The sequence below is a fragment of the Sphingomonas sp. PvP018 genome (assembly GCF_017876865.1).
GTDB classification, from domain to species: Bacteria; Pseudomonadota; Alphaproteobacteria; order Sphingomonadales; family Sphingomonadaceae; genus Sphingomonas; species Sphingomonas aerolata.
The window spans coordinates 1,249,721-1,261,468 of record NZ_JAGIOU010000001.1; the positions used below are offsets into that span (position 1 = coordinate 1,249,721).

Below are 11,748 nucleotides of genomic sequence, written 5' to 3' on the forward strand. Positions count from 1 at the left end.
CCCCGTCATCCTGACGAAAGTCAGGATCCAGAGCCACGAGCGCTACCGCCTCCGGCTCTGGATCCTGGATCAAGTCCAGGATGACGGGCTGCTACTTCGCCGGCCCCATCAGCTTCTGCGCGAAATAGGTCATCTGCAGCGCCTGCATCCGCGCCCCCTGCTCGATGTCCGCATCCCCCGAATGCCCGCCCGCGGTATCCTCGTAGAACAGATACGGCAGGCCATATTCCTTCAGCCGCGCGGCGAACTTGCGCGCATGCTGCGGCCCGACGCGGTCGTCCTTGGTCGTCGTCCAGATATAGGGCTCAGGGTACGCCCCGCCGCGCTTGATGTTCTGATAGGGCGAGATCGTCTCGAGAAACGCCTTCTCGGCGGGGATCTTCACCGACCCATATTCGTCGACCCATGACGCGCCCGCGGCGATCTGTTCGTAGCGGATCATGTCGAGCAGCGGCACCTGGATCGTCACCGCCTTCCACAGATCGGGATGCTGGTTGAACTCGACCCCCATCAGCAGCCCGCCATTCGACCCGCCATAGATGCCGAGCGTCGCCGGGCTGGTCAGCTTGCGCGCGATCAGGTCCTGCCCGACCGCGGCGAAATCGTCATAGATGATCTGCCGCTTGGTCTTGCGTCCCGCATCATGCCATTTCGGCCCGAATTCGCCGCCGCCACGGATATTGGCGAGCACGAAGCTGCCCCCGCGCTCGAGCCACAGCTTGCCCATCACCCCCGAATAATAAGGCGTCATCGACGATTCGAACCCGCCATAGGCGGTCATGATCGTCGGCGTCGTGCCGTCGAGCGGCACGTCCTTCCGGTGGACGATGAAATAGGGGATCTTCGTCCCGTCGGTCGACACCGCCTCGAACTGCTCGACGACGTCGCGCGACGCATCGAACTTTGCCGGCAGCGCCTTGATCTGCTTGGGCACGCCGCCAGGCCCCGCATCGAGCGTCCACAAGGTCGTCGGCGCGAGGAACCCCGTCACCTGCACGAACAGCGCGTTGCTGCGATCGGTCGTGCTGGCGACATCGACCGAGGCATTGTCGGGCAGCGCGACCGCGCGCGACGTCCAGCCTCCCTTGCCGTGCGTGAACACCATCGCCCGCCCGCGGACATTGTCATAGACGCTGGCGACCACGTGATCGCGCGTCACCGACACGCCGTCGACCGACTGGCGATCGGTCGGCGCGAAGACCAGAGTCGGCGTGAACCGGCCCTTGCGCACCTCGGCGAGCGGCGCCGAGGCGATCGCGCCGGCGGGGATCTGCCCCCACGCCTCGCTGGTCGAGAAGATCACCTGCCCGTCGACCATGCCTGAGGGAAAGACGCGGTCGGGAACGTCGAGCTTCACCAGCCCGGTCGGCGTGATGACATGCTTCTCGCCGCCGAAAAAGGTCGGGCGCCGCTGGATCATCGTGATCCGGTTGCCCTGCCCGTCGGTCATCACGCTGGCATAGGTGCCGAGCTGGTCCGACGCCTCGCCGCGGAAGATCTCGCGCGCGGCGCTCAGCGGCTGGCCGCGCTTCACCTCCTTGACGACGAACGGATAGCCCGACGCGGTCATCGACCCCGCACCCCAGTCGCGCGCGACCAGCAGCGTGTCCTTGTCGACCCAGCTCGCGCCCTGCTTCGACGTCGACAGCGCAAAGCCGTTCGCGACGAACTGCCCGGTCTGCAGATCGAATTCGCGGTACGACACCGCATCCTCGCCGCCCTCGGACAGCGAGACGAGACACATCCGCTCGTCGGGCTGGAGGCAGGTCGCGCCCTTCCACACCCATTTCTTGCCCTCGGCCTTGCTCAGCGCGTCGAGATCGAGCGCGGTTGTCCAGACTGGGTTGGCCTGCGCGTAGCCCGCCTCGCTCGTCCAGCGCCAGATGCCCTGCGGATGCTCGGCATCGCGCCAGAAATTGTAGATCCGGCCGAAGCGCTGGTCGGGCATCGGGATCCGGTCCTTCGCCGCCGCGATCGCCAGCGCCTCGGCATAGAAGCTCTTGTAGCGCGGATCGTTCTGCAACCGGGGAAGCGTCTTGGCATTCTCTGCCTCGACCCAGGCGAGCGGCTTGGCGCCATCCTTGTCCTCAAGCCAGATATAGGGGTCGGCGGCGGTGTCCGCGGCCGGGGTCGGGGCAGGCTTTGTGTTCGTCATCGGTGCGACTTGGGCGAGCGCACCGCCCGCCGCAAGGCCGGCGCCGCCCGTCAATATTGTCGCCGCAAGCGCAGCTGTAAGAACCCGCATCGTCCATTTCCCCGAATAGCTTGGCGTCATTCATGACGGTGTCTATCGCGGTCCGCAATGCAGTCCGACCAGACAACGGCCCTGGATGGCCTTCCCAAGCCTCGCCGGTTCCTCGCGATCGCCGCCATCTCGGCGGGTACCGCGCTGACCATCATCGACGGCGGCGTCGCCAATGTCGCGCTGCCGACGATCGCACGCGATCTGGGCGTCGACAGCAGTGCGGTGGTGACCGTCGTCACCGTCTATCAGCTGATCCTGGCGATGGCGCTGCTCCCCTTTTCGGGGCTCGGCGACCGGATCGGGCTGAAGCGCATGTATCAATATGGCCAGCTCGTCTTCACCGTCGCGACCCTGCTCTGCTTCTTCGCCAAGAGCCTGCCCTTCCTGCTCGTCGTCCGCGCCGCCCAGGCGCTCGGCGCGGCGGCCGCGCTCAGCGTGTCGTCCGCGCTGATCCGCTCTATCTATCCCGCCAGGCAGCTGGGCCGCGGCCTCGGCATCAATTCGGTCGTGGTATCGAGTTCGGCGGCACTCGCGCCGACGCTGGGCGGGCTGGTCCTTGCGGTTGCGCCCTGGCCCTGGGTCTTTGCCAGCGCAGTGCCGTTCGCGATCCTCAGCCTGATCCTCGGGCGTGCCCTGCCCGATCCCAGCCCGCGGAGCGAACCGTTCGACGTGCTCGGCGCGGTGATGTGCGCGGCGATGATCGGGCTCGTCATCGGCGGGTCGGAGACCGCGGTGCACGGCGACAGCCCCGTCGTCTCGGCGGCGATCGTGCTGACCGGGGTGGCGATCGGCTGGATCTTCGTCCGGCGCGAGCGCGGCGAGACCAAACCGATCCTGCCGATCGACCTGCTCGCGCGCCCCGTCCTCGCGCTGTCCGCGATCGGCGCCTATACCGCCTTCATCGCGCAGATGACGCTGCTCCTGTCGACGCCGTTCCGGCTGACCCAGGCTTACGGCTTTTCCGCGGCCGAGGTCGGTGCCGCGATCGCGCCATGGCCGCTTGCCAACATGGTCGTGGCGCCGCTGTCGGGATGGCTGTCCGATCGCTATCCCGCCGGGCTGCTCGGCGGCATCGGCATGGCCGTCTCGATCGCCGCGCTGTTGCTGCTCGCGTTCATGCCCGCCGATCCGAGCTATTTCGCCATCGCCTGGCGGATGGCGCTGTGCGGCTCGGGGTTCGGGATGTTCATGGCGCCGAATGCGCGGCTGATCATCGGCTCGGCCCCGCGCGAGCGCGCCGCCGCCGCCGGGGGGCTGATCTCGACGGTCCGGCTGGTCGGCCAGACCACCGGCGCGACCGTCGTCGCCGCGCTGCTCGCCATCGGGGTCGGCGCGGGCACGACGCCGCCGCTGGTCGCCGCGGGCATGGCGCTCGTCGCGGGCCTGTGCAGCGTATCGCGCCTGCGACCCTCGATCCGCAACCCGCCGATCGACGAGACCCGCGACGTCCAGCCGGCCGCGCAGGCGCGCTAGCCGCGGGCTCGCTCAGAACGCCGCGATCGGCCTCGGCTCGCCGAGCATCGCCTGCCGGACCAGCGGGATCGGCGGCCCGCCATAGCGCAGCATCCGGTCGTGGAACGCCTTCCACGCACGCCGCCCGCCCCGCCCCGCGGTCCAGTCCTGCCGCAGCCGGCGGATCATCAGCTTGCCCATCGTGTAGTTGAGATAGGCCGGATCATAGGTCCCGCGCAGCGCCTGCTGCCGCGCATTGCCCTCGTCCTGGTAACATTGGTCGACGAACAGCGTGAACGCCTCGGCTTGGCTCATGCCGCGCGCATGCATTCCGATCGCGGCGAGGAACCGGCAGTCGCGCAGCAGCGCGTTCGACAGCTGGCCGATATGGATGTCCGCGCGGCCGCCGCCCAGCCCCGCCTCCCACATCATCTCCTCGGCATAATGCGCCCAGCCCTCGGCATAGCCATAGCCGACGAACACCCGCCCGATCAGCGACGGCACGCGATTGGCGTGGAGGAAATGGACGAAATGCCCGGGCATCGCCTCGTGGATCGAGGTGAAGAGCAGGTCCGCCTTGCCCGGCACGAACGCATCCCGCACCGCTGGCGTCCAGCGCGGATCGGGCGGCGATATGTAATAGACCGACGGCACGCCGCGGTCGAACGGGCCCGGCGGATCGATATAGGCGAGATTCTGCCGGCTATAGGGCGGGCTCTCCTCGACCAGCGCCTGTTCGTTGCCGGCCAGCGTCAGCAGGTCGCGCCGGACGATGAACGCGCGCAGCATCGGGATCTGGCGGCGCGCCTCGGCGACCGGTCCGTCGACCGGCTTGTCCGCATTCACCTGCGCCAGACAGTCGCGGACCGTCAGCCCGAACGCGAACCGGGCACAGGCCGCGGCGAGCGCGCGCTGGTTGCGCGCCAGATCGGCCCGCCCCGCCGCCTCGAGCGTCGCGATCGGCGTGTCGACCCCCTCGGTCTCGCGCAGCATCTGCGAGAACAGCGCGGGTCCCAGCGCGAACGACCGCGTCGCGCCCGGCCGCTGCGCCTCGACCCAGAGCGCCAGGTCGCGCATCGCCTCCGACGCGGTCATCGCCGCATCGGCGAGTTCGCGCTGCAGCCCCTCGTCCGCGACCCCGGCGAACGCCTTGACCGAATCGTCCATGTAATAGGACGCAAAACCGCGGAACGCGTTGGCGGCATAGTCGACATGGCTGATCGGCATCGGCGTCGCGAGGTTCGCGCGGATCTGCAGCGTCGCCGCCGGGATCCGGCGCAGCAGCGCGATCAGCGCGCGCATCCGCCGGACCGGGTCGGCATAGGCACGCACGACATAGACATTGGGGTCGAGCCCGCCCGCGACATACCAGGCCGGGTTGCGATGCGGCGCGTCCGCCGCCTCGAGCCAGAACAGCTTGTCGCGCGCGACCATCACCAGATAATCACGCTCGAACCGCTGCTCGGGGCTGAGCGCCGCCGCCTCGAACCGCGTCGCCGCCGCGATCGACTGGTGCAGGAACGCCGCCTGCCGACCCAGCCCTTCCGCGCTCCAGTCGGGCAGCCCGCCATCATGCTCATGCCGCCCCTGATAGACCGCAAAGGCCGGGTCGAGCGCGAACCACGTCGCGACGAACCGGTCGCGGAACGCGGTCCACGCATCGGGCGCGATCGCAGCGACGGGGGCGGTGACGGGCGTGGCGGCGACGCGGTCCCGCGTCTGCGGATCGTCCGGCGTACAGCTGCCCAGCGCCAGCAGCAGCGCCGCCGTCCTCGCCGGGAACCTCGTCCGCATCAATCTCCCCCCTCACGCCGTAGCGTGCCCGCAATGCTGCCAGCGGAATCGCGCGGACGCCAGAGTTGGAACGGCCAATAGCCCGGACCGTTGACGTGAGGACTTTGGCGACAACCCCGGAGATTGACATGCCCTTCATTAAAACCCGAGACGGCACAGACATTTACGTCAAGGACTGGGGCAGCGGGCGGCCCGTCATCCTCACGCATGGCTGGCCATTAAATGCCGACAGCTGGGATGCGCAGGCGATGGCGCTCGCCGAGGCGGGCTTCCGCGCGATCGCCTATGACCGCCGCGGCTTCGGCCGGTCGGGCCAGCCCTGGTCGGGCTATGACTATGACACGCTGACCGACGATCTCGCCGATGTCATGGCCGCGACCGGCGCGACCGAGGACGCGACGCTGGTCGGCTTCTCGATGGGCGGCGGCGAGGTCGCGCGCTACATGAGCCGCCACGACGGCAAGGGCGTGATCGCCGCCGGACTGATCGCCTCGGTCGTGCCCTATATGCTCAAGACCGACGACAATCCCCACGGCGTCCCCGAAGCGACGCTCGCCAGCATCGGCGCCGGGATCAAGGAGGATCGCCCCGCCTTCTTCCGCACCTTCCTGCAGCAGTTCCTGGGCGTCGGGTTCATCACCTCGCCGGTCAGCGACGAGATGGTCGACTGGGTCTGGGGTCTGGCAATGCAGGCGGGGCTGCGCCCGACGCTCGCCTGCGCCGAGTCGTTCGGCCATACCGACTTCCGCGCCGATCTCGCCGCCTTCCGCGTGCCGACGCTGATCGTCCATGGCACCGCCGACAAGACCGTCCCGATCGACGCCACCGGCCGCGCCGCGGCCAAGGGCATCGCGGGTTCGCAGCTGGTCGAATATGACGGCGCCCCGCACGGGCTGACGCTCACCGAAAGCGACCGCTTCACGCAGGACCTGCTGCGCTTCCTCGGCCGGTAACCCCGCCTGCCAATCCTCCCCCGCAAGGGGAGGATCGTAGGTCAGTTCCCCAGCGGCACGATCACTTCGTCCGGGTGCGCGACGTTCAGCTCCTTGCGGACCATCTCGTCGACCATGTCCGGATTGGCATGATCCGGGTTGAGCAGCGCCACCCGGTTCTTGAGCACCTCGCGCTTGCGGTCGAGCACGGCATAGTCGCGCTCCCGCTTCGCCAGCTGCCGCTTGTAGTCGCCATACGCGAACATCCCGTTCGGCCCGAGCACGGCATAGGCGCCGAAGAACGCCATCAGCGTCAGCCCCAGCGCAGGCCAGGCGGCCTTGCGCATCGTCCGCCGCAGCTTGCTGCTCTTCGTCGTGCTCGTCGTGCGCGCCATGCCGTCCTCCGGTTTCGAGCCTATCAGCCGCCGATCAGGATGTCGCGACCCGCATAGCGCGCCGCGTCGCCCAGCTCTTCCTCGATCCGGATCAGCTGGTTGTACTTGGCGAGCCGGTCCGACCGCGCAAGGCTGCCCGTCTTGATCTGCCCGCAATTGGTCGCGACGGCGAGGTCGGCGATCGTCGAATCTTCGGTCTCCCCCGAGCGATGCGACATGACCGCGGTGTACTTGGCGCGCTGTGCCATCGACACGGCTTCCAGCGTCTCGGTCAGCGTGCCGATCTGGTTGACCTTCACCAGCAGCGAATTGGCATAACCGCCCTCGATCCCGCGCTTCAGCCGCTTCGGGTTGGTGACGAACAGATCGTCGCCGACCAGCTGGACCTTGTCGCCGATCAGGTCGGTCAGCGTCTTCCAGCCCTCCCAGTCGTCCTCACCCATGCCGTCCTCGATCGAGAAGATCGGATAGCGGCGCGTCAGGTCGGCAAGATACTCGGCCATCTCGGCGCTCTCGAGGATCTTCCCCTCGCCCGAAATGTCGTACTTGCCGTTCTTGTAGAACTCGGTCGCGGCGCAATCGAGCGCGAGCATCACGTCCTCGCCGGGCTTGTAGCCGGCCTTCTCGATGCTCGACATGATGAAGTCGAGCGCCTCGGTCGTGCTGCCGATGTTCGGCGCGAAACCGCCCTCGTCGCCGACGCTGGTCGACAGGCCCTTCGCGCTCAAGCCCTTCTTCAGCGTATGGAAGATCTCCGAGCCGCAGCGCACCGCCTCGAGGATGTTCGACGCGCCGACCGGCACGATCATGAATTCCTGGAAATCGATCGGGTTGTCGGCATGCTCGCCGCCGTTGATGATGTTCATCATCGGCACCGGCAACAGATGCGCCTGGACGCCGCCGACATAGCGGTACAGCGGCAGGCCGCGCGCTTCGGCGGCCGCCTTGGCCGCGGCCAGGCTGACGCCCAGGATCGCGTTCGCGCCCAGCCGTGCCTTGTTCTCGGTACCGTCGAGCTCGATCATCGCGCGGTCGAGGTCCGACTGGTCCTCCGCGTCCATGCCCAGCACCGTGTCGGTGATCTCGTCGTTGACCGCATCGACCGCGCTGTCGACGCCCTTGCCGCCCCAGCGCGTGGCGTCGCCGTCGCGCTTCTCGACCGCCTCGTGCGCACCGGTCGAGGCGCCCGACGGCACCGCGGCGCGGCCGAAGCTGCCATCCTCGAGCAGGACGTCGACCTCGATCGTCGGATTGCCCCGGCTATCGAGGATCTGGCGGGCGTGAATGTCGATGATTGCGGTCACGTAACGATGCTCCTACAAATCCCCAAGCTGGTCGATCGCCCGGGACGTTCGCGCTGCCTCTACCGCCTCGCGTCATATCGGGCAATCGGGCCGACTAGGGGAACCGTGCCTGCGCACCGGTGTTGAGGGCGTAGCATTTCGAAAGGGACGACCATGGCCGATACCGACGCACAGCCGATGACCACAGGCGATGTCGCCGCCGCCGGCACTGCCACCACCGCAGAGCCGCTGAAGGGCGGCGTCACGCGGCTCGACGACGCCGCTGACACCACCGGCACCAAGGCGACCGAGGCCAAGCAGGTGATCAAGGACAATGCCAGCAAATATGGCCAGCAGGCCGCCGACAAGGCGCGCCTGTTCGCCGAGGACGGCAAGGCCCGCGCCGGCACCGCGCTCGAGCAGGTCGCACAGCTGCTGACCGACGCCGCCGCGCAGGTCGACGACAAGCTCGGCACGCAATATGGCGGCTATGTCCGCAGCGCCGCCGACAGCGTCTCGGGCTTCGCCGAGCAGGTCCGCACCAAGGACATCGACGCGCTGGTCGACGACGTCACCGCACTGGTCCGCAAGTCGCCCGCCGTCGCGGTCGGTGCGGCCGCAGCCCTCGGCTTCGTCGTGGCCCGACTGGTCCAGTCGGGCATCGATGCAAACCCGAAGGACTGACGTCTTGGCGGATCCCATCCCCTTGGCGCTCGATGGTGACGAAAGCCTGACCGCGGTCGTCGGCCGTCTGGCCGGCGAGACGCGCGCGCTCGCGACCGCGGAAATCGCGGTGTACAAGGCAAAGTTCGGCGAGACGGCGACGGCGTACAAATCGGCGGCGATGTTCTTCGCCATTGCCGGGGTATTGGCGCTGGCCGCGTTGATCGCACTTCTGGTCGGTGCGATCTTGACGCTGGCGACGCTGGTGGGGCCAGGATGGGCGACGGCCATCGTCGTCCTAGTCGTGTTGGCGATTGCCGGCGCGCTTGCGATGGTCGGCAAGTCGAAGCTCAAGCCCGAAAGCGAGCCCGCCACATGACATCCGCCAAAGTCGCCGCCGCAGAGATCGAAGCGGCCCTTGCCCGCCAGCGCGTCATGATGACGATCGGGCAGTTGCAGGACCGTCTCAATCCGCGTCGGCTGGCGCTCAACGCCAGCCGCGACGTTGCCGATGTCGGCACCGCCGCGCTCAATGCTAGTGTCGAGACGGTACGCCGCAACCCCGGTCCCGCCGCGGGTGCCGCGGCAGTGGCGGGACTGTTTCTCGCCCGTCACCGTATCGTCGGACTGTTTCGCCGCGGGCGCTGATCGCGCCCCAACCATATTGTCCCGGCCGCGTCCCGATGGCGCCGCCGGAAATCAGAAGGACCGTCCCATGACCGACGCCCACACCAAGATCGAAAACGCCGAACATCGCCTGCGCGAGGGTCTCGACACCGTCCGCGACACCGCCGCCAAGGTCTATCACGACGCCGGCGACAAGGCCGCCGAGGCGCTCGACGCCTCGAAGGAGACCGCGCGTCGCACCGTCAACAGCCTCGAATCCAACCCGCTCGGCATTCTCGTTGGCGGTCTGGTCGTCGGTGCGCTTGCGGGTGTGCTGATCCCGCGCTCCGCGCGTGAGAAGTCGTTGCTCGCGCCGCTCGGCAAGCGTCTCGGCGAGACCGCGATCGCCGCCACCGCCGCCGCCAAGGCGGCCGGCCAGTCTGAGCTCGGCGAGCTCGGCCTTACCAAGGACAATGCCCGTGGCCAGGCCAAGGGTCTCGTCGAGGGGATCGTCAAGGCGCTGACCACCGCGGGTACCGCAGGTGCGAAGGCCGTTTCGCAAAAGACCCCCGGCTAAAGGACCGGTCCGCAAAGGGTTCAAAGCGCGGGTCGAACACGCTAGGGCGTCTGCAACCCCCATTCCAAGGACAGCAGCGCATGAGCAAGCTTCATCTCGTATTCGGCGGCCGCGTCAGCGACCCGCGCACCCTGGATTTCAACGACCTCAGCAAGATCGAATTCGTCGGTGTGTTCCCCGACTATGCCAGCGCCGAAAAGGCCTGGCGTGCTGCAGCGCAGCGCACGGTCGACGATGCCGAGATGAAGTTCGTCGTCGTGCATCTCCACCGCATGCTCGAACCGAACCTGACCACCACCCCAACGGCGTAACACGCCGCACGGCGACGAGGCGGCCCGGACAGCGGTCGGCACCCGGTGCCCGACCGCCTCTACGCCCTATGGCTGGCTAAGGACGGCAATCCCCAATCCGTCATCCCGACGAAAGTCGGGACCCAGAGCCGCAAACGCCATCCGGCGTCACCTGCCTACCGGCCCGTCCCCACCCCCGTCATCCTGACGAAAGTCAGGATCCAGGGTTACGGGGCGTGTCGCTTGTGGCTCTGGATCCTGACTTTCGTCAGGATGACTGAAGCATTGATCGCACTTAAAACCCGGCAATCAGGCCGTGCGGTACCGCCACAGCAATAACGGCCGCGCGAGCATCAGCCCCGCCAGAAACCCGCCGATATGCGCGCCGACCGCGATCGAGCCATTGGCTCCGACCGACGCGCCGAACCCCGCGACCCCCATCATCAGCTGGATGCCGATCCACGCCGCGGCCAGCCACAGCACGTGTACGACCCCCGCCGGCACCGGCCCGATCGCGCGCGCGCGTCGCTCACCATAAAGCAGCGCATAGGCGCCCACGACCGCCGAGATCGCGCCGCTGGCGCCGACCATCGGTGCGATCGATCGCGGATCGAGCACCCATTGCCCGGCGGCCGCGAAATACGCGCCGACGATGTAGAGGACGACGATCTGTGCGGTACCGATCGCGCGCTCGACGAACTGTCCGCAATAGACCAGCATGACGAGGTTGAGCGCGAGATGCGCCCAGCCGCCATGGAGCAGCGCCGCGGTCAGCGGCGTCGCCCAGGCGGGGATCGCAAAGTCGTGACCGCCCGCCATGCCCAGCTCAGTCAGCCGGAGCGGGATGAAGCCCGCATTCACCACCCAATAGGGCAGCGCGCCGGTCACCAGCAAAAGCCCCGAGATCACGACCGTCACGATCGTGATGATCGCCGTCGCCCGCGTCTCGAAAAATGTCATGATGCCTAGATGAACTCGATCTTGGAGACGACGTAATAGCGCTCGCCCGCGGGCACCGTGACCTCGACCTCTTCGTCGAGCTTGCGGCCGATCAGCCCGCGGCCGAGCGGCGAGTTGTACGAGATCCGGCCGGTCTTGGCGTTCGCCTCGGTCTGGCCGACGATCTGGTACTTCACCGGCTTGTCGTTCTCGTCGAGCAACGTGACGGTCGCGCCGAACACGACCTTGTCGCCCGAAAGCTCCTTGGGGTCGATGATCTGCGCACGGCTCAGCTTGTCCTCGATGTCCGAGATCGAGGCCTCGACCTGACCCTGACGCTCCTTGGCGGCGTGATATTCGGCGTTCTCCGACAGGTCGCCATGCGCCCGCGCTTCCTCGATCGCATCGACGATCGTCGGGCGTTCGGCCTTGAGGCGCTTCAGATCCGCCGACAGCGTCTCATAGCCCTCTTGCAGCATTGGCATCTTTTCGACGGTCGCCATATCTCGTCCCCAATTCATTACCCAACGCAAGCCGTTACGCGGCCCGCTCACACATCACGCTCTCATGTC

13 protein-coding genes are annotated in these 11,748 nt (G+C 67.7%); 7 read left to right on the forward strand and 6 right to left on the reverse strand.

Annotated elements, in window-relative coordinates:
- Positions 1-91 precede the first annotated feature (91 nt).
- Positions 92-2,155, reverse strand: a complete 2,064-nt coding sequence (locus J3A66_RS05175) for a prolyl oligopeptidase family serine peptidase (protein WP_209570401.1) — start codon at positions 2,153-2,155, stop codon at positions 92-94.
- 147 nt (positions 2,156-2,302) lie between these two features.
- Here J3A66_RS05175 and J3A66_RS05180 point away from each other — a divergent pair, with 147 nt between their 5' ends.
- Positions 2,303-3,718: an MFS transporter gene (locus tag J3A66_RS05180; protein WP_209567609.1), complete on the forward strand. Its 1,416-nt coding sequence runs from the start codon at positions 2,303-2,305 to the stop codon at positions 3,716-3,718.
- 12 nt (positions 3,719-3,730) lie between these two features.
- On the opposite strand, the gene J3A66_RS05185 is transcribed toward J3A66_RS05180, so the two are convergent.
- A complete protein-coding gene (locus J3A66_RS05185) occupies positions 3,731-5,491 on the reverse strand; it encodes a DUF885 domain-containing protein (protein WP_209567611.1) in 1,761 nt (586 codons plus the stop codon).
- A 128-nt stretch (positions 5,492-5,619) separates the two neighbouring features.
- Here J3A66_RS05185 and J3A66_RS05190 point away from each other — a divergent pair, with 128 nt between their 5' ends.
- The gene (locus J3A66_RS05190) at positions 5,620-6,444 is read left to right on the forward strand and encodes an alpha/beta hydrolase (protein WP_056405548.1); all 825 of its coding nucleotides are present in this window, start codon (positions 5,620-5,622) and stop codon (positions 6,442-6,444) included.
- Between the two features lie 41 nt (positions 6,445-6,485).
- Here J3A66_RS05190 and J3A66_RS05195 read toward each other — a convergent pair whose 3' ends face one another.
- Positions 6,486-6,818 (reverse strand): septum formation initiator family protein, encoded by a 333-nt coding sequence (locus J3A66_RS05195; RefSeq protein ID WP_245336707.1) that lies wholly within the window; start codon positions 6,816-6,818, stop codon positions 6,486-6,488.
- A gap of 23 nt (positions 6,819-6,841) precedes the next feature.
- Complete coding sequence (gene eno, locus J3A66_RS05200) at positions 6,842-8,122, reverse strand: phosphopyruvate hydratase (RefSeq protein WP_031393148.1); 1,281 nt, start codon at positions 8,120-8,122, stop codon at positions 6,842-6,844.
- Between the two features lie 153 nt (positions 8,123-8,275).
- On the opposite strand from eno, the gene J3A66_RS05205 reads away from it, so the two are divergent.
- From J3A66_RS05205 to J3A66_RS05225, 5 genes are all read left to right on the forward strand, one after another.
- Positions 8,276-8,785, forward strand: coding sequence for a hypothetical protein (locus J3A66_RS05205; protein WP_209567613.1), 510 nt, complete (start codon positions 8,276-8,278; stop codon positions 8,783-8,785).
- 4 nt (positions 8,786-8,789) lie between these two features.
- Complete coding sequence (locus tag J3A66_RS05210) at positions 8,790-9,143, forward strand: phage holin family protein (protein WP_244654797.1); 354 nt, start codon at positions 8,790-8,792, stop codon at positions 9,141-9,143.
- Positions 9,140-9,412, forward strand: a complete 273-nt coding sequence (locus J3A66_RS05215) for a hypothetical protein (protein ID WP_052149343.1) — start codon at positions 9,140-9,142, stop codon at positions 9,410-9,412. The genes J3A66_RS05210 and J3A66_RS05215 overlap by 4 nt, the downstream gene beginning before the upstream one ends.
- A 67-nt stretch (positions 9,413-9,479) precedes the next feature.
- Positions 9,480-9,947: a hypothetical protein gene (locus tag J3A66_RS05220; RefSeq protein WP_042466851.1), complete on the forward strand. Its 468-nt coding sequence runs from the start codon at positions 9,480-9,482 to the stop codon at positions 9,945-9,947.
- Between the two features lie 80 nt (positions 9,948-10,027).
- Complete coding sequence (locus J3A66_RS05225; RefSeq protein WP_031395167.1) at positions 10,028-10,258, forward strand: DUF4170 domain-containing protein; 231 nt, start codon at positions 10,028-10,030, stop codon at positions 10,256-10,258.
- 288 nt (positions 10,259-10,546) lie between these two features.
- Here the strand turns inward: J3A66_RS05225 and J3A66_RS05230 are convergent, their stop codons facing one another.
- Together J3A66_RS05230 and greA are read right to left on the reverse strand one after the other, a co-directional pair.
- On the reverse strand, positions 10,547-11,197 hold the full coding sequence (locus tag J3A66_RS05230) for a rhomboid family intramembrane serine protease (protein WP_209567615.1): 651 nt from the start codon (positions 11,195-11,197) through the stop codon (positions 10,547-10,549).
- A gap of 5 nt (positions 11,198-11,202) precedes the next feature.
- Positions 11,203-11,679 carry a transcription elongation factor GreA gene (greA, locus tag J3A66_RS05235; RefSeq protein WP_031394601.1) on the reverse strand — a complete coding sequence of 159 codons (477 nt, stop codon included), beginning with the start codon at positions 11,677-11,679 and terminating at the stop codon, positions 11,203-11,205.
- Positions 11,680-11,748 lie beyond the last annotated feature (69 nt).